Source organism: Pedobacter miscanthi (assembly GCF_003315595.1).
GTDB classification, from domain to species: Bacteria; Bacteroidota; Bacteroidia; order Sphingobacteriales; family Sphingobacteriaceae; genus Pedobacter; species Pedobacter miscanthi.
In genome coordinates this window covers 216,887-240,805 of sequence record NZ_QNQU01000002.1, presented here as the reverse complement: position 1 = coordinate 240,805, position 23,919 = coordinate 216,887, and the positions used below count along the sequence as shown (strand labels likewise).

Sequence of the window (23,919 nt, the reverse complement as noted above, 5' to 3'; positions counted from 1 at the left end):
AAGAACATGAAAAAAATATTTACAGTTTTAAGCTTTATCACCGCTGCCATTGCCATTGGCGGATGTAAAAAATACCTCGATTCCGATTACCTTTTTGATGAACGGATGACCACTGAACAGGTATTTACCAATCCCGATTACGCAAACCGGTGGCTGGCGCAGGCTTATTCGTTTTTGGGAAGCAATTATATGCAGGATGTAAGCAGCAAAAAATCAGTCCCTTTTAATTTTGCCGACGATATGTATTACGGTGATGAAAGTGATGGTTACAGGCGCTGGAAAAATGGTCAGTATACCGAAAATGGTCTCAACGGCGAAAGCAGGGAAATATGGAACACAGCCTACAAGGGAATACGGCAGGCTTCGATCTTTTTAAACAATATCGACATCAACAAAAAGTTTACTGCAAAGGAAATTGCCGATCTAAAAGGACAGGCACGCTTTCTGAGGGCCTATTTTTACTGGGTATTGTTACGTACCTATGGGCCGGTACCCATTATCCCCAACGAGGGAATCGATTATACCAAAGAGTATGATGAAATTGCACAGCCCCGTAACAGTTACGAAGAATGTGCCGTTTACCTTTCTGAAGAGCTTGCAGAAGCAGCCAAAGGACTTCCGCTGCAGCAGGGCATACAGCAGATCGCCCGTCCAACACGTGGGGCGGCACTGGCCTTAAGGGCCAGGGTACTTTTATACGCAGCAAGTCCTCTGGCCAATGGGAAAGCCCCGGCTGAGGTAGCTGCAGCAATGGTTACCAAAGATGGAAAACCGCTGCTTTCGCGCACTTACGATGAATCTAAATGGGCAAGGGCTGCGGCTGCGGCAAAAGATGTGATCGACCTCGGGCAGTACCGTTTATATGTGGCCTACAAAAAAGCAACCGGTGATGCTGCTTATCCGGCAACAGTTACACCTCCGCGCGACAATAATTTTTCGACCAGTAACTGGCCTGCAGGCTGGGCAGATATTGACCCTTTTGAATCGTACCGCTCTTTATTTAACGGAACAGTGCCGGCTTATCAGAATCCCGAACTGATTTTTACCCACGGACAGAACCAGGGCGGTGAGGGGATAAATGTGCTGGTAGTACACCAATTGCCGCGTTTAGAAGGTAAGGGCTATAACTCGCATGGCATGACCCAAAAGCAGGTTGACGCTTATTACATGAATGATGGCAACGATATTCCCGGTATGAACAATATGTACGCCGGCAGGCAGGGTTACGAAGGCCGCTACAACAGCCAGCCCCGTACAACCGGTTATGTAAAACAGGAAGAACTGAGTGCATATCCCGAACTGGGGCCATTAGGAGTTGGGGTAAACAAACAGTTTGCCCGTCGCGAGCCTCGCTTTTATGCCTCTGTATCTTACAACGGCGCTACCTGGAACCTGCTCAATGCAGAAGCTACAAGAGATGAAAAGAGCAACGTACAGATATTTTATTACAGGGGCGACCCGAACGGTTATAAAAACACCAGCTATTGGCCGCGCACCGGTGTGGGCATTAAAAAGTATGTACATCCGGATGATATCAGCAACGTATCCATTACCGCTTATGATCAGACCAGGATGAAACCAAAGGTTGATCCGGCCATCCGTTATGCCGAAGTGCTACTTATTTATGCCGAAGCTCTTAATGAGATAAACGGATCTTACAATATCCCGTCATGGAATGGCAGTAAAACGCACGTGGTTGCGAGGAATATTTCGGAAATGAAAACCGGGATACAGCCCATCCGCATCCGCGCGGGATTACCTGATTATGCTGCCGACGTTTATTCTGATCCGAACAAGTTCCGCATCAAATTAAAAAGGGAGCGCCAGATCGAATTATTTGCCGAAGGGCAGCGTTATTTCGATTTACGCCGGTGGACGGATGCGCAGGGAGAGGAATCGGCCCCGGTTTACGGTTATAATGCTTATGCCACCAAAGCGCAGGCAGATCTCTTTCATATTCCGGTTGAAACACCTTCGCTGCCTTCCATATTTACCCTTAAAATGTGGTTTTGGCCAATTAATTATGATGAACTGAGAAGGAACAAATACCTCACACAAAACCCGGGCTGGACAAATCCCGAATAACCGAATTTAATCTGCAGCAATGAAAAGGAACTTATATATACTACTTTTACTGATAACAACAGCAGCATGCTTTGTTTCATGTAATGATGAATGGAAAGACGAACAGTTCGTACAGATGGCATCGTTTAAGTCGAACCCTACTGCCCAGGGCGTAACCTGGTGTTATGTCCGTTATAATGCCCAGGGCAAGGTACGCTTTAACCTGCCCATTATCATCAGCGGCTCAACACCTAATGCTAAAAACCGCACCATACACATTGGTCTGGATCCTGATACACTGGCCCGTTTAAACCAGGAACAATATGGCCACCGCCAGGAACTGTATTTTAAACAGCTCACCGATAATTATTATACCATGCCCCAAACGGCTGATGTGCCGGCAGGGGTGAGCACGGTAACGGTGCCCATTGATTTTAAGCTTGGAGACCTCGATCAGGCTGATAAATGGGTATTGCCCCTGCAGATTTTAAGCGATCCTGCTTATGATTACCAGGCCAACCCGAATAAATATTACCGGAGAACAATGTTACGCATTACGCCGTTTAATGATTATTCGGGCGAATATGGTGGCACCCTGTACAAGATTTTTCTGGATGGAGATACCGAACCTTTAACCCTTAATACACACCGTACCTTTGTGGTAGATGATAAAACCATATTCCTCTATGCCGGAATCAGGGACATCGACTACCTCGACCGCAAAAAATATAAGGTATTTATCAGGTTTACGAATGATAATATCGATATCCAGAAGAAAAAACTGGAAATATGGAGCGATAATCCCGAGAATAAATTTAAGCTGGGTACAGCGCAGTCTTATTACACCAGGGATGAAGCCAAAGATGCAAAACTGCCCTACCTGAAACATGTGTATACCACACTTTTTCTTTCTTACGAGTTTGAGGATTATACCACCGTACCGGGGCAGCGGCTGAAATACAAAGTGGAAGGTACATTATCAATGCAGCGCGATCTGAATACATTGATACCCGACGAGGATCAGCAGATCCAATGGTAAAATAAAAATCTGCCTGTAACATTTGGTTCAGGGCTGCCGGCAATTTCTGTGCAGCCCTTTTTTTGTGGATAGGTTTAATCAATTACACTGTGTATTGAACAGACCTTGATAAATGCACTTCGGCAGTTCGGCTTAGTACTTCCGGAGTACCTTTTTGTACTACCTAAGCTATTTAATTGTTCTCCGGGAGTAGCTTTTAGTACTTCAATAGTTCGGCTTAGTACTTCCGGAGTACCTTTTTGTACTACCGAAGCACTTTAATTGTTCTCCGGGAGTAGCTTTTAGTACTTCAGCAGTTCGGCTTAGTACTTCCGGAGTACCTTTTTCTACTTCCAAAGCTCTTTAATTGTATTCCGGCAGTAGCTTTTAGTACTTCAGTAGTTCGGCTTAGTACTTCCGGAGTACCTTTTTCTACTTCCGAAGCTATTTAATTGTTCTCTGGGAGTAGCTTTTTGTACTTCAGCTTAGTACTTCTGGAGTACCTTTTTCTACTTTCCGAGTACTTTTTTCTGTTTCAACAGTAGCTTTTTTACTTCGGGAGTTCGGATTAGTACTTCGTGAACACCTTTTGTTCCAATAATATTTGGCAGTTTGTTAAACTTAGGTGAGTTAAGATGTTTAAGGTAGTCGTTAAAAAATAAACAGCTTAAATTTAATCTACCACCTAAGTCACCTGAGAACACCTAAGCTATTATACATCCGTTTTTGTAAGCTTGTATTCTGATTAACCATGAATGTAATATAAGAACCATGTAAGCTTATATGCCCTTAAATGTCTTATATGGTGAAAAAAAGAATTTGATTGTTAACGGTTTAGGTGAGCGCATTTCGGGCGGACGCGATAGCTATCGGCTGAAGAGAAGCCGGGAACCACGCAGTGCTCAGCGAAGTTAAATCTATCCCGAGATAGATCTCTCCACTCCGCGATGCTTCGGTCGAGATGACGTTTTTTGTTGGGAGTTGTCATCCTGAGCGTAGTCGAAGGCTCTTTCGATTATATAAGAGAAGTCAAGTTTTAAAAACTTGACTTCTCTGGAGCGAGAAACAGGATCGAATTGGAATTGTCTTCCTGAGGAATAAATTATCGGATAAAACCAGATTTGAGTGAAAGAGAGGTTAATACGTACGCTCAAAAAACACTTTCATTCGAGCGGAACGTAACTTGTCCCAATTTTACATGGGTAACGAAGCCGAGAACCACGCAGTGCTCAGCGAGGCTAAATCTATCCCGAGATAGATCTCTCCACTCCGCGATGCTTCGGTCGAGATGACGTTTTCTATTGGGAGCTGTCATCCTGAGCGTAGTCGAAGGATCTTTCGGTTATATAAGAGCAGTCAAGTTTTAAAAACTTGACTGCTCTGGACCTGAAGGTAAACCGCAACGCATGGTACATCAACATCAGTTATTTTTAATCTCAAAACTCCTGAAAGAGCCTGTTTGCGATGGACTGCCTTTTACTACAATGCCTGCCCTGTACCCCATGCCCCAGGGCACATATTTGGCCGCCGAAAAAGAAGTATGGTAGAGGTTAAACCAATCTTCTCCATCTTTTTTATAAAGAAAATCAATCTGTTTGCCATTATCGCTGATCTGCATTTTTAATTCTACCGGTGCATTTAAACTTACCCTGGTTTCTTTTAATACGGTATAACTGCCTTCAAAATTGTCGAAAATTATGAAACCTTCTTTCGATGCGCTGATGCCTATTCCACCAAGTTCTCCCGGCCATTTGCTTTTAAAAATCGCTCCGCCTAAACATATTCCGGTGTTTACATTGCCGGGATCTATTTTTGCGGTGATATCGAAGTTTACCGTTTTAATGTATTGCCCTAAAAAAGTACCCAATGCGTGGTTATCATCAGAAGCGACCAGTTTAAGCCCTTTTGAAAAAGACATGGCCGGCCTTTGCGATTTTGATGGCCATTGCCATACAAGATTTAGTTTTTTATCATTTTCAAAGTTATCGGCAAAATCGAGTTCGGCTTTAGGCCGGTTTGGTACCGTGGCATTGTGCAGCATAGGCCAGCCGTCGGTACCGGTTTTCAGTTCTTCTATCACGCCCTCTCTGCCTACAAAAACGTCGTAATCCTTATTAAAAGCGTGGTATAACATAAACAAACGGTCGTCGGCTGATTTTACCACCGTGCCATGCCCCGGACAGTTCCATTTATCGGTACTTACCATAACCGGGTTATTATTGTATTTCTCCCAAACACCTGTAGAAAGATCTTTGGTGCGTGCAATCCCCGTTTTATAATTGCATTTAGCATCGCAGCAGCCACCAACAGAGTACAGACTGTAAATATATTCACCCTGGCTAAAAAAACAGGCACCCTCAACCAGTCCGGTTTCCCATGGCTGATCGTTGGTAAATACCTTGCTTTTTTGTCCGAGTAGTTTGGTCCGGCTTTCGTTTATTTCCTGTTTCCATATCCAGCTTTCTTTACCACAGCCGTTACCGTCGTTTTTCCAGAAAGCATAAATTTTACCCTTAAACTGTAATTCAAAGGCATCTATTGCCCCGCATTCGTCTTCGATAATTACCGGCCCATTGTCGGTAAATTTCCCGCTTTCAATTTTATTGGCATCAATCCAGGCAATGCCGCATTGTAAACCCGGGTTTCCTTTAGTTTCCCTGTTATGCGCCGTATAATAGGCATAAATACGGTTTTGTTTTGCATCATAAACCAGCTCCGAAGCCCAGAAATTATTCTCACCCCATTGGTTTTTCATGTCCTTAAGTCCCTCCGGGAAAACATGGTTAATCAGTTTCCAGTTTTTAAGATCGGTTGATTTATAGATGGTAAAATAGGGTGCCCATTCGTTTGTGGTAGATGTGGCATAATATACATTACCCACCCTGATAATGGAAGGATCTGGATTATCGCCCGGAAGGGCAGGGTTTACCAGCGCACTGCCCGTAATTTCGGTGGTATGATTTGCAGGTTGTGTTTTTTTGATTCCACACGAAATGAGGCAAAGGCTGAATAACAAACAGATTACCCAGGTGCTTAATGGATGTAAAAAGCTTAAACCTGGCTGATGTGATGCTAAATATCCTGGAGATAATCGGAAACTGATCATGTATGTATAGAGGTAAATGGTGTTTTAGATATTTGGTTATTTCTCCGAAAATAAACAATTATATAGATGCAGGAACTGGCACAGCAACTGAAGTACGTGCCCAGAAGGATGGTTTTGGCAAGGGCTGCACGACGATGATTTCCTGCTGCTTAATTGTTTGAAATCTTGTAAAATATTGATTTTTAATAGTTTGTTTGTTTGCTGCAGCCGCACCGCTGTGTTTTTTTTAGCTTTTTTTTATCTGATGATGCAATTCTTTTCCGGTTTTTGTCTGGGTAAAATGAGACAAATCAACAATAAATTGAACATATTTTACAAAGCCCATTGGCTTACTTTGGCATGATAACCAATTATAAACATGCACTCATATTGGAAATGCCGTGGCGCCGGGCAGATCAGTATTAATCAAACCCTGATTAATCCCTCAGCTTTAAATGCTTTGGCCATTTGCTAAACAAATAGATACAAACGAATCTTCAAACACATAAACAATCACTATAAAATTAAATTGAATGAAAAACTACAGGTTAATTTACACGCTATTATTGGGCTTTTTCGCCATAAATTTTGCTTCTGCTCAGAATATACTCAGCAAGGCAGAAAAAAAGGAAGGTTTTAAACTGCTCTGGAATGGTAAGGATGGTACGGGCTGGCGTGCAATATTTAAAGAACAGTTCCCTGCAAAAGGATGGGAAGCTAAGGATGGTATCCTAACCGTTAAGGCTTCAAACGGACAGGAGCAGGGATCAGGTGGCGATATTGTTACCAGAGAGCAATACTCGGCATTTATATTGAAATTCGATTTTAAACTTAGCGAAGGTGCCAACAGTGGCGTAAAATATTTTGTAACGGAAGAAGAAAAGACCAACATGTCGGGCATTGGCCTCGAGTTTCAGGTGCTTGATGATGAAAAACATCCTGATGCCAAACTGGGCAAAAACGGAAACCGTAAACTTGGTTCGTTATATGATCTTATTCCGGCCAATAAACCGGCATCGGTAATCAGGCCGATAGGCGAATGGAACAGCGGCGAAGTAAGGGTTTATCCCAACAACCACGTAGAGCATTGGTTAAACGGTGTAAAAGTGGTAGAATACGAACGTGGATCGGATGCTTTCAAAAAACTGGTAGCCGGAAGTAAATATAAAGTATGGAAAAACTTTGGCGAAGCACCTAAGGGGCATATCCTTTTGCAGGATCATGGCAACCAGGTTTCGTATAAAAACATTAAAATAAAAGTACTTAAATAGGTTATGGAAAATTCGAGAAGAGATTTTATAAAAAAGGCCGCTATTGCCGCTGCCGGAACTTATGTAGGTACCATGGGCATGTCGGCAAAAAGTTATGCCAGTATCATTGGTGCCAACGATAGGGTAAGGGTAGGCGTAGTCGGTTTTTCCGACAGGTTTAAGGATACACTGTTTCCCTGCTTTTTAAACCATAACAAAGAACTGAATTTCGACATTGTTGCACTTTCCGATCTGTGGAATTACCGGCGAAATTTAGGTGCCGATTATATCAGTAAGAAAATCGGTCATGGCATTACCTCCTGTAAAAACAACGATGAACTTTACGCATTAAAAGATCTTGATGCGGTAATCATCAGCACGCCTGATTTTGCCCATGCACAACATGCCATCGAAGCAGTTAACCATAAAAAAGATGTTTATTGCGAAAAGCCTTTTGCCGAAACTATGGATGATGCCAATGCCGCATTAAAAGCAGTAAGGTCATCGAAACAGATTTTGCAGATCGGTTCGCAGCGCCGTAGCGGACAGAATTACCAGGCAGCAGCCGATTTTATCAAAGCCGGTAAATTTGGCGATATTACCATGGTGGAGCTGAGCTGGAATGTAAACCAGCCGGGGCGTTGGCGTCGTCCGGATCTGGTGGCCAAACTGAAAGAGCAGGATACAGACTGGAAAAGATTTCTGCTGAATCGCCCTTACGAAGCATTTGATCCCAGGATATACCTCGAATACCGCTTGTTCTGGCCGTATTCATCGGGCATGCCCGGACAATGGATGAGTCACCAGATAGATACCGTACACTGGTTTACCGGTTTATCCCACCCGCGCAGTGTGACGGCTAATGGTGGTATTTACCAATGGAAAGATGGCCGGCGGAACTGGGATACCACAACGGCTGTGTTTGATTATGGTCCGCTGGATGATTTGACAAAAGGCTTCCAGGTTGTATTTACCTCCAGGATGCATAATGGTGATGAAAGACCGGCCGAAATTTATTATTCGAACGGCGGAGAACTGAACCTGATTACGAATACCATATCGCCGCATGGAGGCCTTACCGAAAGGGCGGCTGCAGCCATGAAAATGAAAGCAAATTTATTGCCTGATATCAAACTTGCAGCACCTTCTGCTGCTGCAGCTTCGGCCAATACGGGTGCCGATGTGCTCAGCTCAAACCACATGCGCAACTGGCTGGAGTGTATCCGCAGTAGAAAAGAACCTAATGCTCCTGTTGAAGCAGGTTACCAGCACTCTATTGCAAACATCATGACTAACGCAGCCGTGCGTACGGGTGGGAAAGCCACCTTTGATGCCAACCGCAAAGAAGTAATGGTAGAGGGTAAAGTATTTAAATATTAACAATCTCAAACAATTAAGTGCCCGGGATTATTCCGGGCATTTTTTGCATTTATTTATATCAACTGATTTAGTGTAGATTTAGATAAATGATTAAGAGGTTGTATCATAAAATTAGCTTCTCCAAAGGTTTGTCACGTTGAGCGTCCCGATGAAAAATCGTAACAGGTTGCTAAACGCTTTATATAGTGTTATGTAAGGTCATTTGACAAGCTACCATTGATAAACTTTAATAAAAATGGCCGTCATCTCGACCGAAACGCAGTGGAGCGGAGAGATCTATCTCGAGATAGATCTCTCCGCTACGTTGCACTTCGCTCGAGATGACGTATCGGGGGGATTTAGCTGAGGCGAAGGTCTGTGTCCGCACAGAACTTTTTTTACTATTTGCTTTTATTTTTTACCAAATAAGACATTTAAGGGGCATATAAGCTAACATGTTCTTATATTTCTTATATGGTGAAATACCAATGCCCACGTATTTATAGGTCTTTTGCATCAACCAGCATTTTTCTTAATGACCACCTTAGCCACCTAAACTCACCTGAGTACCAAGGTCTGTGTCTGCACAGACCTTCTCTTTAAATTATAGCGACATTAAAATCTGATATACCTAAACTCCTTATTCTGTGTCCTTGCTTAATGAATTCATATATTCCTGCGGCGGAACCTTAAAATACCGGAGGAAATTTTTATTGAACAGGCTTTGTGAGCTGTAACCCACCATTTTCGCGATTTCGAAAAAAGTGAATTCGTTTTGCGCAATCAGTTTGGTCGCTTTTTTTAGCCGGGTTACATCAATCAGTTCTTTGGGCGATAGGGCCGAGATGGCTTTAATCTTACGGTAAAGCGTTGGGCGGCTCATGTGCATGTGGTCGGCAAGCTGATCGATATCCAGATAAGGATCCTGGATATTTTTACGGATGTATTCATCAAGCCGTTTCAGAAAGGCTTCTTCCGTTTTGGAGTTTGCAATAACGCGTACATCTTCGAAAGGAGCATTGGCAAAATGGGTTTTTATTTTTACGCGGTTCTGGAGCAGGTTGGCTACCTGCAGGCGTAAAAGCTGTGGCGAAAATGGCTTTTTAATGTAAAGATCTGCCCCAACTTCCAAACCTTCGATATGTGCTTTATAGGTGTTTTTAGAAGTGAGGAGGATAATCGGGATGTGGCAGTACTCTACATTTGATTTAATCAGTTCGCAAAGCTCAAAACCATCAATCCCCGGCATCATCACATCCGAAATAATAAGATCGATAATCTCTACGTTTAAAATTTCCTGTGCAAGCTCACCGTTAAGGGCCAGGTGCAATTTATAGGTATTGCCGAACACCTGGGTAAGAAACTCCAGGATATCTTCATTATCATCAATAATTAAAATACTGTCACTCATCTTTATTTTATTTTTTTCCAGCTGCCCAGCTTAAATTCAAATTTCTGGTGTATAGGTAAAATTAATTCAAAAACCACCCTGTTAATATCACTTTCCAATAATTTCAATTCTCCGTTATGCAGTTCTGTTAACGATTTTGCTAATGAAAGACCTATGCCCGTACCCGGTTTATCTTTGCCGTACAGCCTGAAAAAAGGTTCAAATATCTGCTCACGGTATTGCTGCGGGATGCCCCTGCCATCATTGCTAAAAGTAATGCTAAGCTGTTTATCCTTTTTATCAACCGGATGCAGGTTAATTAGCACTTCGCTGCTGCAGTATTTGATAGCATTAGAGATCAGGTTGTTAAAAATTTTGATCAAAGCTTCACGGTCGGCAAATGCAATAACCTGGCTTTTGGGCAAATCGAGCTTTAGCGCGATGTTACTTTTGCGGGCCTCTGGCTCAAAAGTATCAACCTGCTCTTTCAGTAACCTGCTGATATCGGTATTTACAAAATTGAGCCCGAACTGGTGCATTTCTGTTTTACGGAAATCGAGCAGCTGATTGGTGAGTTTGGCCAGGCGGTTGGCATTCTTTTCTACCATAAGCAAACTGCTTCTGAAAGGCTGTTCCTGGGCCTGCTCCATCATCATTTCTACCGGGCCTAAAATCAACGTAAGCGGAGTTTGGATCTCGTGCGCAATATTGGTAAAAAATTCAATTTTTGCCTGATAGATTTCTTTATCCTTTTCGTGTTCGAACAGCCGGAGTTTATTCAGGTTTTTGCGTTCTATATAAAGGTGATAGTAGCGTATGGCCAGAAAAAGCCCGGTGGCAACCAGTAACAGGTAACAGATGTAGGCGGTAATGCTTTTCCAGAATGGCGGTTGGATTTTAATAAAAAGGCGACGTTCTTTACCCGTCCAGCTATCTACATTGCTTTTTGCCCTCACCAAAAATGTATAGTTCCCGGGTGATAAATCGGTAAAATAGGCCTTTCGGTTATTATTAAGATAAGTTACGGCCTGGTCTACACCTTTCATCACATATTCGTAACGGGTTACTTCAGGCGAGGAATAATTAAGTGCGGCAAACTCGATGCTGAAGTTATTCTGGTTGTGCGAAAGTATAATGGTATCGGTATAGGAAATAGACCTGCTTAGCGGACTATTTTTACCGTTGGGGAAAACCTCTTCATTGTTGATCTGGAAACCGGTAATAAAGGTTGGTGGCGCAACATCCTTTTTATCAAAATCGTTGGGGTCAAAAGAAATCATCCCCCTTACCGATCCGAAATACATTCGCCCGCTGCGGTCCTTATAGGCCGAACTGAAATTAAACTGATCCGTAATCAGTCCGTTTGATTTGGTGTAAACCGTAAATTTTTCGCTTTGCATATCAAAACAGATCAGGCCTTTAAGCGAACTGATCCACAAGTGTTTTGAACTGTCTTCCAATGCCCTGAAAAGGATATTGGTAGGCAGGCCGTTTTCGGTGGTAAATTTTTTGATCACTTTCCTGTCAGGGCTTAACCTGATCAGGCCACCGCCCTCGGTAGTAAACCATAACGCATTGTTACTGTCTTCCATAATGCCGCATACCGGAAATTCGTGCACGGTTTTATTCCTGGGTTTGTTGCCAAAGGTGATATTTCCATACACGCCTGTTTTGGGATGATAATAAAAAGCCCCACGCGATACGCTGCCTGTCCAGATATTGCCCAGTTTATCTTCGTGGATGTCGTAAACATAAGAGTTTACCGGAATTTCCTTTACCCTTTTAAAAGTCCTCTTTTTTGGATTGAAAATAAAAAGTCCCGATCCCATATTGTATCCGGTGCCCACATATATCGTACTGTCTTTAGAAAGGTAGATAGAGAGTACAAAATCGCTTGTTTCCTCATTTTCTTCCCCAATGGTTTTGAAACGGTCTCTTACCGTACCCTTTTTGATGTCCATTATTTCCAGTCCGTGCAAAAACGGGCCTACAAACAACTGGTTCCCCAGGGCGAGCAAACCGTGGATATTGGGATAAGATAGGTTTCCCGTTTTGCCATTGGCCGTATAATTGGTAAATAATCCGGTTTTCGGATCGAATTTATTTACCCCGGCATCTTCGGTACCGATCCACAAATGCCCCTGGTTGTCCGGACAGATTTCCCTTACTGCATTGCCCGAGATGGAGTTGATGCCCAAAAGCGGATAGTATTTTTCGAACCTTGAATTATTTTTAGAAAAGTAAGCTAAGCCGCCGAAATAAGTGCCTGCCCACATGCCGCCTTCCTTATCTCTGCAAACTGTATAAACAGCATTATCAGGCATTGAATAAGGATCGCCGGCTCTTTTCCTAAGCACCTGTACCTGGCGGGTATTGATGTTGTAGATGTAAATGCCCGATTCGGTAGCAAGCCAGTACTCGCCGTTTTCACCAGCGGTAATGTCGCGCACGTACATATCCGTATTGTCGCTGTTTTTAAGGATCAAAGAACTAATAACACCGGTTTCGGTATCGTAACTCTTTAAGCCCTGTTTAAAACACCCCACCAGTATGCTGTTGTTGCCAACCGGAAATACCTTACTAATCGAGCGGCGGTTAAGGGGAATATGCTGATCTATTATTCGCACACGGGTACTGGAGCCATTTTTGGGGTTGTAGGTAACCAGTTGCCCGTCGTCATTTCCGATTACAATATTGCCCTGGTGATCGAGTGCTATGCAGGCTGCATTTATTTTCAGGTTTACCACCTTGTTATCCTTCTGGGTATATTTATGCAGCTCGCGGTTGGCCAGAAAAAACAGGTCGTTTGCTTTGTCAACCAGAATATAGTTGATGTATTTCTGTGCAATAGGTTCGAGCGGGGTAAAAATCTCTTTAAGCGGATCGTATTTAACAATACCACGGCCGGTTCCTACCCATAACATGCCTTTTTTGTCTTCGGCAAGGCTTACTATAATGTTGTTGCCGATATTCCCGAACATGCTTTTCGGGTTTTTGAAGCTTTTAAAAGTATAGCCATCAAAACGGTTCAGCCCGCCACGTGTACCAATCCAGATCATACCCTGTTTGTCCTGTATAACCATATTCACCGAATTATGGGCTAAACCATCGTCAGCCTGGTACTGCTTAAAATAATGCGATTGCCCCCTGCATAGTGAAACAGCAAGAAAACTGATTAAAAGGAAGAATATTTGGCCACGCATACTTTAAGTTATATCAAATATATATAAATCGAAATGTTTAGCTGTCGCCATTTAATCCTTGAAAAATGCTTTTTGATGTTTTTGATTGTTTAGTTTCTGATTTACAGTGGTTTGTGTGCTTTGTTCCTTTTGTTTTTAATATGTTTTTGAGACAAATCGACAAAAAGTTGAACATTTTGGCCCTTAGATACACCGGTTAAGGCGCTGATACTTCTAATTTGATATAAAACGACAAAAGAATGAACAGATTTTACAGGCCACATTCTTTTACTTTGACATTAAGTAACCAGATATCCCCGCTGCATCACCCCGTTAGAAATAGCGTTTTGAGGCTTTATGCCGATTTAATTTAATAACCTAACCAAATATGAAATACAAAGTTCTACCAAAAAGAATAATTACGATCGTTTTTTTGCTGGCCTTTTCGTTTATGGCCTATGCCGGAAACAGCAGCAAGCCAAAGGCAGAACCGGATAGCAGATTATGGTTTACCATTGCTAACAATGCCGATATCATCATTACCGGTAAAGTAACCGATGAAAAAACCAAATCGCCCATTCCAGGCGTTTCTGTTAAATTAAAAGATAGCCAGGTGGTTACGGTAACCGACGAAAACGGGGTTTATAAAATTGCCGTCCCGAATGAACAGGCCGTTCTTTCCTTTTCTTATATCGGTTACGATGTACAGGAAAAAGCGGTTGGCAGCCTTAAAAACATCAACATTGTTTTAAAATCCTCCCAATCCGACCTGGATGAAGTTGTGGTGGTGGGTTATGGTACACAAAAGAAAGCCGATGTAACGGGGTCGGTAGTGCGGGCAAATTTAGACGATTTCAGAAACGCTCCCACAACCAATGTAGCCAACCTTTTGCAGGGAACGGTTCCCGGTTTAAATGTTGGCCAGGTAAACAGGGCAGGTGCCACACCTTCCATCAGTATACGCGGCCAGAATACTTTGGGGGGTAACCAGAATGCACTGATTATTCTGGATGGCGTACAATACCTTGGTTCGTTAACTTCTATCAATCCTGATGATATTGCCTCTATCGATGTATTAAAGGATGCGAGCGCAACCGCGGTATATGGTGCACAGGCCGCAAATGGGGTGATTTTGATTACCAGTAAAAAGGGCTCAATTGGGCAAACCAAAATATCCTTTTCAACACAGTTTGCCACGCAAAAACCCAATATTGATTTAAAGCCAATGGCTAGGGATGAATACCTGGACCATGTGAAATATCTATATTATGATCAGGCTTTTCTGGCACCCGATTTTACCCGGCCAAACCCGGCATTCGACCTGGTTTCGAAGGTAGATGCCTCCATGAAAGATGCACAGGGTAACCTTTTGCCAAACGATTTTAGCTGGTTTGATGAAGCAACAAGAACCGGATCTATTATTGATAATCAGCTGAGTGTTTCGGGGGGAAGCGAAAAGGTTACCTATCTTTTATCAGGAAGCCTGACCAAAAATTCGGGTTTTATCAAAAACGATCTTTTTAAAAGAAAAACTATCAGGGCGAATATCGAATCTAAGGCAACTAACTGGCTAACCATTGGCTTGCAATCATTCGGCACCTTTACCAACGAGGATGGTGTAGAACCTAACTTTGCAGATATCAACCTGATGTCGCCATTGATTTTACCCTGGGACAATAACGGGAACTATAAAATCAATCCTTTTGCCACTAATCTGGTTAACCCTTTTCTAAACTATCAGGCAAATGATTACGACCGGCACAACTATTTCTTTGCTAATGTTTATGCCAATGTACAGCTACCGGTTAAAGGCCTCAGCTACAAAATCAGTTTCGGTAACAATTACCGCCTTGATCTGAAAAACATTTCTAATATGTACGATGCCAACCTTACCGGACAGGCTTCGAAAGAAAATACAACTTATTATGATTATACCTTCGATAACCTTTTAACGTATAACAAAACCATAGGCAAACACAGTTTCACCGCAACATTGCTTTACGGTGCCAGTGAGCGCGAGAGCAGTTATACCAGGGCTTATTCTACAGGTTTTTCGAGGTTAACACTGGGTTACGATAATTTGCAGCAGGGCACCAACAGGTTTGCCATTTCCAATGCCTGGAAAGAGGCATTAAATTACCAGATGATCCGTTTAAACTACAATTACGAGAGTAAATACCTCTTTACGGGTACCATCAGGAGAGACGGTTTTTCTGGCTTTGCAGAGAACAATAAATATGGCGTTTTTCCATCACTGTCGGTAGGCTGGGATATTTCAAAAGAATCGTTTTTTAAAGTAAACTGGGTTGATAACCTTAAGCTGAGGGTGGGTTATGGCGTGGCCGGTAACCAGACTTCGCGTTACTCATCACTGGCCGCAGTTGGCGTAGGGGCATCGTATGTTTTTGGCGACGGCGGTTCAACCCAGCTGGGGCAGCAGGTTAATTCGTTGCCTAATCCCGATTTAAGATGGGAACGTACCACCGGTGCTAACCTTGGTCTCGAATTTAGTATCCTAAAAAACAGGTTATCAGGCGTAGTGGAGTATTATAATACAAAAACTACCGACCTGCTTTATTCGGTCAATATTCCGGTAATAACAGGTTTCAATAACATCCTAACCAATATAGGGCAGCTGAACAACAAGGGTGTCGAAATTTCTTTAAACTCCAAAAATATCAATAGTGGTGGCTTTCAATGGAATTCTACATTGAGTTTTTCGCGTAACACCAATAAAATAGTTAAACTTTTGGGCGATCTTAACGGCGATGGTATAGAAGACGACCTGCCGCAGAGCGGACTTTTTATCGGGCAGCCAACCGCGGTAATTTATGATTATCAGGTAAACGGGATTTACCAGATCGGCGAAAAGATACCAACGGGCTATTCGCCAGGCACCTACCGCATTGTTGATCAGAATGGCGACGGGGTAATCAATGCCAGCGACCGGGCCATTTTAGGATCGTCTGCACCTGCATACCGTTTGAGCCTGTTAAACAACTTTCAGTATAAAAACTTTACGTTGAGTGTTTTCTTTAATGCGATACAGGGCGGTTCAAAATCTTACCTCGCCGGCAATACCCCAAGGGTAATCAGGGATGATAATGCCATCAGGAACAATTACCTGAGCGGTATAGACTTTTGGTCGCCCGATAATCCGAACGGAAAATACCCCCGGTCATTTGTATCAGCTACGTTAAATCCGCCACTTTTCCAGAACCGCAGTTTTGTGCGTTTGCAGGATGTTTCGCTCTCTTATAAATTCAGCGGAAAACTGATCGAAAAGATGAAGCTGCAAAACCTGAACCTTTTTGTAAGCGGACGTAACCTGGCCACCTGGACCAATTGGGAAGGCTGGGATCCGGAGACCAACCAGGGCCTTACAAACGACGGACGGCCTGTATTTAAAGGTTATGCCGTGGGCTTAAATGTTACATTTTAAATTAAAAACCGATGAAAAAAGTTACCTTCATTATAGCGGCTATTGCCATTTCGTTTGTTTCGTGTAAAAGGGATTTCCTGAACGAAAAACCACTCGATTTCTTAATTACAGATAATGCTTATACCACCGCAAAGGATTACGAAGCAGCCATAAATAACCAGTATAACCGTGTAAGAAGCGAATTTTACAACAGTGGCGAACAACGCCCTTTCGATTATGTATTTGGCTGCGATCTGGTTTTTGATGGTCAGCCGGCTACCACCAGACATACCAATATGGTTGCTGCATATTCTCCCTTAAGTACAGAAATTCCGTTAATCCACTGGACTTCCCTATACAAAATCGTAGCAGAGTCGAACACCATTATCGATCGTATTCCCGGCTCTCAACTAAATGCTACCGAAAAAATACTGATGGAAGCGCGTGCAAAATTTTTCAGGGGTATGGCCTACCGTACACTGGCTTATTTATATGGTGGAGTACCCTTGAGTATTACAGAGGCTGTTAATCCAAAAACAGATTATGTAAGGGCCACAAAAACAGCTGTTCTTGAGCAGGCCATCAGCGACCTTAAATTTGCAGCCACTAATCTTCCGGCCATTAACCTGGTGCAGGATGGAGAAGTAAATAACCTGGCTGCTTATCATCTTTTATCAGAAGTTTACCTGGCCGTAGGGCAGTTTCAAAATGCTGCAGATGCTGCAACAAGCGTAATCAGTAACCCGAATGTAGGTTTAATGACAATCAGGTTTGGGGTAAAATCAACAGATGCCACTAAAAATGTGTACTGGGATCTTTTTCAAAGGGGCAACCAGAACCGTAAAAACGGGACCAACAGGGAAGCTTTGTGGGTAATTCAGTTCGAAACCGATGTTCCCGGCGGCGGAACAGTATCCACAGGTATTGGTGGCTCATACCAGATGGAAAGGCATTTTGCTCCGCAGTTTCTCACTTTCAGACTTGCTGGCAGTAGTGTTCAGCCTTTTTTATACCCGATAAGCGATTATACCGGTGGCCGTGGCATCGGCTGGGCAATACCCACAAAATATTTTTCGGATGCGATCTGGCAGAGCGATTTTAATAACGACCTCAGGAACGCACCATTCAACTTTGTGCGCGAATTTAAGGTTACCAATCCTGCCCATCCGAGTTTTGGCCAAACCATATCAACCATCAATCCTCCAGCCGGCATCACCGTGCCCCGCAGGGATTTTTATGCATTCCAATCAAAAGTTACCACGCCGGGCGATCACCCTGATGGGATGTTCCAGGATAAATCGCAGCTTTTGCTTAAAGCCAGTGCCGGCGGTACTTATGCTGATCAGTATATGTTTAGGCTGGCAGAAACCTATCTGTTAAGGGCCGAAGCTTATTTGGGTTTAAGTCAGCTCGATAAGGCAGCTGCAGATATCAATGTGGTACGCAGCAGGGCCAATGCCTCGCCTGTATTACCGGCAAGCGTAAATATCGATTATATCCTGGATGAGCGTATGCGCGAGCTGGGTTCGGAAGAAAAAAGAAGAATTACCTTAATGCGCTTGGGGCTTGTTTACGATAGAGTGAAAAAGTGCAATCCTTATTACAACGATATTTTACCAACCTATAACCTATGGCCAATACCAGCTTCCGAAATAGAACGGAATAATGGCGCAAGGCTGGCACAAAATCCAGGGTATTAATTTTATCTGTTAAGTCTGATCAAACGAAAACGCTTTTAACAACCGTTCAATAATGCCATGGGAGAAAACATCAAGAAAGAGGTGAAAACAGTAGAAGTACTGGTAGATCTTTTAGGTTATGGGGTGGTAAAACTGGCTGTAGATTACAGCCTGGGTTTTACCGGTGTTTTGCCACGTGTTTGCAGCATCGAATGCCATATCGATCAAAGCGATCAGTTACGGCATAGCTGGCTTTACTCAACTGATTTTAAATTGATTTTTTCTGAAATAGGCCAGGGTAAGGGCCATGCAGTATGCTTTAGTGGTGAGGGATTAAGTAAAAACGTTTACTATCAAACCATGCTAAACGTGGTTTCGGATTATATTTTCCTGAAAGAAAAATTTTTCTGTCAGGAGCTTGAATAGGTAATGGCTAGTTAATTCCGGTTAATCCGATAATCAGCCATCATCCCGATTATTTTAAACCAAATTATAAATCTATGCGTAAAAAATTATTAACCTTACTGGTGCTGTTGCTTCCCTGCCAGTTGTTATTTGCCCAGGGCAACCTGTTAAAAGACTTTCCTGAAGGATTTGGCCCTAAAGAGGTGGGTAAAAGGCTTGCTTACCGTTTTCTGGACAGAAAACACATGCTGCATGCCGGAAAATGGATCAGTTATCCCGAAACCTTTAACTGGACCGGAGCCTTAAAATATGCAGAACAAACCAAAGATAAAAAGCTCTTTTCATTACTGCAGGATCGGTTCGAGAAGCTCAATTCGGAAGAGAAACAGTTATTGCCAATTATGAACCATGTTGACCTGAATATGTTCGGCAGTCTGCCCTTAGCATTCTATCAGGCCACCAAAGATAAAAAATACCTGGAGCAGGGCCTGCCTTATGCCGATACACAGTGGACCCTGCCAGCGCGTGCAAATGCCGAACAAAAAGAATGGGACAGCAAAGGTTATTCGTGGCAAACCCGTTTATGGATTGATGATATGTATATGATTACCATCGTTCAGGCACAGGCATTTAAAGCTACCGGCGATCAGAAATATATCAACAGGGCAGCCAGCGAAATGGTGATGTACCTGGATAAATTACAGCGCCCGAACGGTCTTTTTTACCATGCGCCTGATGTACCTTTCTACTGGGGCCGAGGCAATGGCTGGATGGCTGCGGGCATGACAGAGCTTTTGCGCCTTTTGCCTAAAGATAATAAAGACCGTGCACGTATTTTGCAGGGTTATCAAACCATGATGAAGAGTTTAAAAGATTATCAGAGACCAGGCGGTATATGGAACCAGTTGATTGATGAACCTGATTGCTGGGCCGAAACATCAGGATCGGCGATGTTTACCTATGCGCTCATTTCGGGGGTAAAACAAGGCTGGCTGGATAAGCAGGAATATGCACCGGTTGCCCGTAAGGCATGGCTGGCCTTGGTGCCTTATATCAATGATAAAGGCGATGTAGCCGAAGTTTGTGTAGGCACAAATAAGAAAAATGATAAACAATACTATTACGACCGCCCACGCAATGTTGGCGATTCGCATGGTCAATCTCCATACCTCTGGTGCACATTTGCCTTGCTGGAAAAATAAAACCTGCCACCAATATCATGTAGTTAATTCTCTATAACCACAGATGTACACGGATAAACACGGATGATCTTGTTTTCCAATCATCATTTAAAAGTAGTGGATATGCTGGATGTTGCAGAACAACAAACTTAAATTGTGCCACGTTTGGTTAGCGCCGGCCGATCTCATACGGCCGGGGAGTGCACAACATGATAGTCCTGGGGAAGAGTTTCCCCAGGTTATCTTCATTTACGATATCGGTAACAGGCGCTTTTGTCGAAATAATACTAATAATTTTAGTATTTTAAAAATGTTTCGCATCTTTGCAGAGGATGGAGCAGTTGAGTTTTTTTAGCGAAGCAGGTCAAACACCCGGCCTGCCCGGCGAAGTGCTGGAATACCTGCCGGGATTTATTTCAGCACCCGAAGGTTACAATATGCTTTCGGGCATGATCGAACATACACCATGGACGCAGAAAATAGTTAAAATGTACGATAAGGAAGTGATCACACCGAGGCTTTCGGCCTGGTACGGCGATCCGGAAGGATTGGATTATAATGCGCTCGGAAAATCAACTCCTTTAACATGGACTAATGAACTTTTACGTTTAAAAAAACTGATTGAACCTGTTGCCGGGATAAGTTTTAACAGTGTACTATTAAACTATTACCGCGATGGACAGGATTCTGTTACCTGGCATAGCGATAATGAAACAGTAATGGGTTCGCATCCCGTTATTGCATCGCTTTCGCTCGGTCAGGTTCGTCCGTTTGATATCAGGAAAAAAGCCGATCACAGCGAAAAATATACGATAAAGCTCGAGCATGGCTCATTACTGTTAATGAAAGGCGATTTACAGGCAAAATGGGATCACCGCATAGCTAAATCTTCAAAAACAATGGGCGCGAGGTTAAATTTAACCTTTCGGAAAATTATCGGGCAATAAGTGGATTGATATCATGACTGAACTTGATTATTTTTTTACAAACAACAATGGAGAAGACCAGCAATTTAAGCTGATCCAATTTTCGTCTGCCGGTCCGTGGTCGGTACTTGATGGCGACGAACTTTTGTGCAGCATTTTAAACGAGAACGGGCAGTGGACTGTTCTGGAGGGCGTAATTTCTAACACAATCCTTAGTGATGCCGTAAAGCTGATCGAGAAACAACATTTTCTGAAGTTGCCTTCTGAAATCATCTCCCGATGGCCAAAGCTTGTTCATGAGGTTATTGCAAACTCCGACCATGAATACATGGTGATTTGCATGCCAGAGATTAATTTTGAGTTGTTCGAACGTGTTTTCTTTCAGTTTGTTCCGGATATGCTGAAAGATGAATGGCAGATCTCCTTCAGGATTTATAACAGCGATTTCAGCAGCGATTTTAGGTTCGAAACCAGCGGCCGCAAGCAGGAAATGCGCCATAGTCCTTTAAAAAAGTGGCAGGTTTAAAAAACTGTAGCATTAAAAAATACTGTACTATATTAATATTGATAAAATATAAGGATTTTTTCCGCTCCTATGCCGCGGGGGCATGGTACTTTGGAGCGCCAAAGTACCCAAAGCGCTTCGTCAATCCAGCAATGTGCTTTCACACAAGCCCATCTCACATCAAAAAAACAGAGGCACTTTGTTTTGTGCAGTAAATATCCATGAAGTTAAAATTTTTGCAAGAGCTGCACAAAACCACTGCGTTTTAGGTTTGGTAGTGCCAATTATTCTGTTTTGCTACTGTTTTTTTGATTTGCCCGCACTTGGGATTGACGGGGGTTCTTCGGTAAAACCTGTTAGTTTTCAAAGCAAGTTAGCATTACGCCTTAAAAAGGCCTGTCCTGATATTATCATGTTACGCATTTTTTTAAAACCTTATTACGCTCCAACCTCAAACTGTAACCCGCTCAAATACCGGTATAAACCCGCTTCATTATCAATCAATTCGCGGTGCGTACCTGATTCAATAATCTTTCCGCCCTCTACTACAATAATTTTATCAGCTTCGCGAATGGTGGATAAGCGGTGGGCAATGATGATTGAGGTACGGCCCTTCATCAGTTCTTCGAGCGCTTCCTGCACCAAACGTTCCGATTCGGAATCCAGTGATGAAGTAGCCTCGTCCAAAATCAATATAGATGGATTTTTAAGCAATGCCCTGGCAATGGCAATCCGCTGACGTTGTCCGCCGGAGAGCTTTACACCGCGCTCGCCCACAACTGTATCGTAAGCCTCTGGAAAAGAGCTGATAAAATCGTGTGCATTTGCCCGTTTGGCCGCCTCTATAATTTCAGCCTTACTTGCATTTAACCTGCCATAAGCAATATTTTCGAGTATGGTTCCTCCAAATAACATTACATCCTGCGGCACAATGGCCACCTGGTTCCTGATATCGGCAAGTGAATAATCTGCTGCAGGTTTACCGTCAAAAAATATGCCTCCGGTTTGAGGATGATAAAATTGAAGAATCAATCCTGCAGTTGTCGACTTTCCTGAGCCACTTGGCCCTACAATGGCTACTTTTTGTCCGGCTTTGGCTTCAAAAGACATATCATGAAGCACTTGTACCTCCGGACGGGAAGGATAAGAGAAATTAACATGGTTAAAACTCAGGTTTCCTTCTATTTTCTGTTCAACCTGATTATCATTTCTGTTTATAGATACCGCTTCACCCTTTTCAGCTAATATTTCGAGTACCCTTTCGCTGGCACCAATTGCTTTTTGCAGGTTGGCGAACAGTTCGGGGAAACTGCCGAGCGAACTCCCGAGAAACATGGCATAAAGCGAGAATTTTAACAGTTCGCCAAAAGTAATTTCATGCTGACTTACCAGCACACAGCCATAACCTACCACTGCTAAAATGCCACCAAATACACATAATACAATAAAAGAAACAAACATACCCCTGTATTTTGCTCCTTTGATGGCGATATTGGCCACCTCGCGGATGGTATTGCGGTAGCGGCTGGCCTCATACCATTCGTTTACAAAAGCTTTTACATTACCGATGCCCATTAGGGTTTCTTCTACAATGGTATTGGATTCGGCCATTTTATCCTGCGCCTGGCGTGAGATTTTTTTGATAAACTTACCAAATAGTACGGCAAATACTATCATTACAGGCAATACCAGTAACAAGGCAAAAATGAGTTTTTTCGAAATCACCGCCATAAAAACAATACCACCTACCAGTAAAATGGCCTGCCTTAACATTTCGGCGATAGTGGTGGTAAGCGTATCCTGAACCTGCGAAAGATCTGCCGATATCCTGCTGTTGAGTTCGCCAACCCTGCGGTTGGAGAAGAAGTTCATCGGAAGGGTAATTAACTTGAAATAGGTATCGCGCCTGATGTCGGCCAGTGAACGTTCTGCTACATTTACAAACCACAGTATCCTGAAATACGATACTACTGCCTGCAATGCCAGCACAATAAATGCCAGCAACAAAATTCCCTGGATACTTGCCGGGAGAAAACCATTGGTGTGTTTACCCTGTGCGGTATCTATTAATGCACCAATAAATGTAGGGAAAGCAAGCCCAACCAAACTCGACAAGAAAAGAAAAAACAAAGCCGCGATAAATTGATTACGGTATGGTTTTAAGTAGGTGAGCAATCGTGCAACATGGCTTAATGTTTCTCTGTTTATCTTCGCTTTTGATAATTCAATGCCGGGTGCATTACCACTGTTAAATTGTTTTCTTGCCATTATTCAGGTTATTATGCAGTTATCAAAACTGCATTTTTTATTCAATATTGTTATACCTTCCTGCTGGTGCCGGTTAGAAGGACTATTACAATAGATAAGACGGCGGAAAACAAAAATTACTTTAAAAATCTTTTAAAATTTAATAAAAAGCCAAAATAAGTATCCAATTCTCTGTCGGGACATCAT

Annotated in this window: 14 protein-coding genes; 10 read left to right on the top strand and 4 right to left on the bottom strand. The window is 42.9% G+C overall.

Annotated elements, in window-relative coordinates; genetic code table 11:
- The first annotated feature begins 6 nt into the window (after positions 1-6).
- Together DRW42_RS02975 and DRW42_RS02970 are read left to right on the top strand one after the other, a co-directional pair.
- Positions 7-2,085 carry a RagB/SusD family nutrient uptake outer membrane protein gene (locus DRW42_RS02975; RefSeq protein ID WP_113947357.1) on the top strand — a complete coding sequence of 693 codons (2,079 nt, stop codon included), beginning with the start codon at positions 7-9 and terminating at the stop codon, positions 2,083-2,085.
- A 19-nt stretch (positions 2,086-2,104) separates the two neighbouring features.
- The gene (locus DRW42_RS02970; RefSeq protein ID WP_113947356.1) at positions 2,105-3,103 is read left to right on the top strand and encodes a DUF4973 domain-containing protein; all 999 of its coding nucleotides are present in this window, start codon (positions 2,105-2,107) and stop codon (positions 3,101-3,103) included.
- Between the two features lie 1,399 nt (positions 3,104-4,502).
- Here DRW42_RS02970 and DRW42_RS02965 read toward each other — a convergent pair.
- Positions 4,503-6,188: a family 43 glycosylhydrolase gene (locus DRW42_RS02965; RefSeq protein WP_113947355.1), complete on the bottom strand. Its 1,686-nt coding sequence runs from the start codon at positions 6,186-6,188 to the stop codon at positions 4,503-4,505.
- A gap of 512 nt (positions 6,189-6,700) precedes the next feature.
- Here DRW42_RS02965 and DRW42_RS02960 point away from each other — a divergent pair.
- Together DRW42_RS02960 and DRW42_RS02955 are read left to right on the top strand one after the other, a co-directional pair.
- A complete protein-coding gene (locus tag DRW42_RS02960) occupies positions 6,701-7,438 on the top strand; it encodes a 3-keto-disaccharide hydrolase (RefSeq protein WP_113947354.1) in 738 nt (245 codons plus the stop codon).
- 3 nt (positions 7,439-7,441) lie between these two features.
- The gene (locus tag DRW42_RS02955) at positions 7,442-8,797 is read left to right on the top strand and encodes a Gfo/Idh/MocA family protein (protein ID WP_113947353.1); all 1,356 of its coding nucleotides are present in this window, start codon (positions 7,442-7,444) and stop codon (positions 8,795-8,797) included.
- Between the two features lie 619 nt (positions 8,798-9,416).
- On the opposite strand, the gene DRW42_RS02950 is transcribed toward DRW42_RS02955, so the two are convergent.
- Complete coding sequence (locus DRW42_RS02950; RefSeq protein ID WP_113947352.1) at positions 9,417-10,187, bottom strand: response regulator transcription factor; 771 nt, start codon at positions 10,185-10,187, stop codon at positions 9,417-9,419.
- 2 nt (positions 10,188-10,189) lie between these two features.
- Positions 10,190-13,369: a ligand-binding sensor domain-containing protein gene (locus tag DRW42_RS02945; protein WP_113947351.1), complete on the bottom strand. Its 3,180-nt coding sequence runs from the start codon at positions 13,367-13,369 to the stop codon at positions 10,190-10,192.
- A 367-nt stretch (positions 13,370-13,736) separates the two neighbouring features.
- Between DRW42_RS02945 and DRW42_RS02940 the strand changes: the two genes are divergently transcribed.
- The 6 genes from DRW42_RS02940 (at position 13,737) to DRW42_RS02910 (ending at position 21,486) form a co-directional block, all read left to right on the top strand.
- The gene (locus DRW42_RS02940; protein WP_113947350.1) at positions 13,737-16,790 is read left to right on the top strand and encodes a SusC/RagA family TonB-linked outer membrane protein; all 3,054 of its coding nucleotides are present in this window, start codon (positions 13,737-13,739) and stop codon (positions 16,788-16,790) included.
- 11 nt (positions 16,791-16,801) lie between these two features.
- The gene (locus DRW42_RS02935) at positions 16,802-18,469 is read left to right on the top strand and encodes a RagB/SusD family nutrient uptake outer membrane protein (protein ID WP_113947349.1); all 1,668 of its coding nucleotides are present in this window, start codon (positions 16,802-16,804) and stop codon (positions 18,467-18,469) included.
- A 57-nt stretch (positions 18,470-18,526) separates the two neighbouring features.
- Positions 18,527-18,874, top strand: coding sequence for a hypothetical protein (locus DRW42_RS02930; RefSeq protein WP_113947348.1), 348 nt, complete (start codon positions 18,527-18,529; stop codon positions 18,872-18,874).
- Between the two features lie 74 nt (positions 18,875-18,948).
- Positions 18,949-20,055, top strand: coding sequence for a glycoside hydrolase family 88/105 protein (locus DRW42_RS02925; protein WP_113947347.1), 1,107 nt, complete (start codon positions 18,949-18,951; stop codon positions 20,053-20,055).
- Between the two features lie 311 nt (positions 20,056-20,366).
- Entirely contained in the window at positions 20,367-20,981 is a 615-nt protein-coding gene (locus DRW42_RS02915) for an alpha-ketoglutarate-dependent dioxygenase AlkB family protein (protein ID WP_113947345.1), read from the top strand.
- Between the two features lie 13 nt (positions 20,982-20,994).
- Complete coding sequence (locus DRW42_RS02910) at positions 20,995-21,486, top strand: hypothetical protein (protein ID WP_113947344.1); 492 nt, start codon at positions 20,995-20,997, stop codon at positions 21,484-21,486.
- Between the two features lie 417 nt (positions 21,487-21,903).
- Here the strand turns inward: DRW42_RS02910 and DRW42_RS02905 are convergent, their stop codons facing one another.
- Positions 21,904-23,733, bottom strand: a complete 1,830-nt coding sequence (locus tag DRW42_RS02905; protein WP_113947343.1) for an ABC transporter ATP-binding protein — start codon at positions 23,731-23,733, stop codon at positions 21,904-21,906.
- Between the last annotated feature and the right edge of the window lie 186 nt (positions 23,734-23,919).

Excerpts from the sequence above, each read along its gene's own strand:
- DRW42_RS02975 (WP_113947357.1), top strand. The coding sequence starts at position 7 with ATGAAAAAAATATTTACAGTTTTAAGCTTTATCACCGCTGCCATTGCC.
- DRW42_RS02970 (WP_113947356.1), top strand. The coding sequence starts at position 2,105 with ATGAAAAGGAACTTATATATACTACTTTTACTGATAACAACAGCAGCA.
- DRW42_RS02965 (WP_113947355.1), bottom strand. The coding sequence starts at position 6,188 with ATGATCAGTTTCCGATTATCTCCAGGATATTTAGCATCACATCAGCCA.
- DRW42_RS02960 (WP_113947354.1), top strand. The coding sequence starts at position 6,701 with ATGAAAAACTACAGGTTAATTTACACGCTATTATTGGGCTTTTTCGCC.
- DRW42_RS02955 (WP_113947353.1), top strand. The coding sequence starts at position 7,442 with ATGGAAAATTCGAGAAGAGATTTTATAAAAAAGGCCGCTATTGCCGCT.
- DRW42_RS02950 (WP_113947352.1), bottom strand. The coding sequence starts at position 10,187 with ATGAGTGACAGTATTTTAATTATTGATGATAATGAAGATATCCTGGAG.
- DRW42_RS02945 (WP_113947351.1), bottom strand. The coding sequence starts at position 13,369 with ATGCGTGGCCAAATATTCTTCCTTTTAATCAGTTTTCTTGCTGTTTCA.
- DRW42_RS02940 (WP_113947350.1), top strand. The coding sequence starts at position 13,737 with ATGAAATACAAAGTTCTACCAAAAAGAATAATTACGATCGTTTTTTTG.
- DRW42_RS02935 (WP_113947349.1), top strand. The coding sequence starts at position 16,802 with ATGAAAAAAGTTACCTTCATTATAGCGGCTATTGCCATTTCGTTTGTT.
- DRW42_RS02930 (WP_113947348.1), top strand. The coding sequence starts at position 18,527 with ATGGGAGAAAACATCAAGAAAGAGGTGAAAACAGTAGAAGTACTGGTA.
- DRW42_RS02925 (WP_113947347.1), top strand. The coding sequence starts at position 18,949 with ATGCGTAAAAAATTATTAACCTTACTGGTGCTGTTGCTTCCCTGCCAG.
- DRW42_RS02915 (WP_113947345.1), top strand. The coding sequence starts at position 20,367 with ATGGAGCAGTTGAGTTTTTTTAGCGAAGCAGGTCAAACACCCGGCCTG.
- DRW42_RS02910 (WP_113947344.1), top strand. The coding sequence starts at position 20,995 with ATGACTGAACTTGATTATTTTTTTACAAACAACAATGGAGAAGACCAG.
- DRW42_RS02905 (WP_113947343.1), bottom strand. The coding sequence starts at position 23,733 with ATGGCAAGAAAACAATTTAACAGTGGTAATGCACCCGGCATTGAATTA.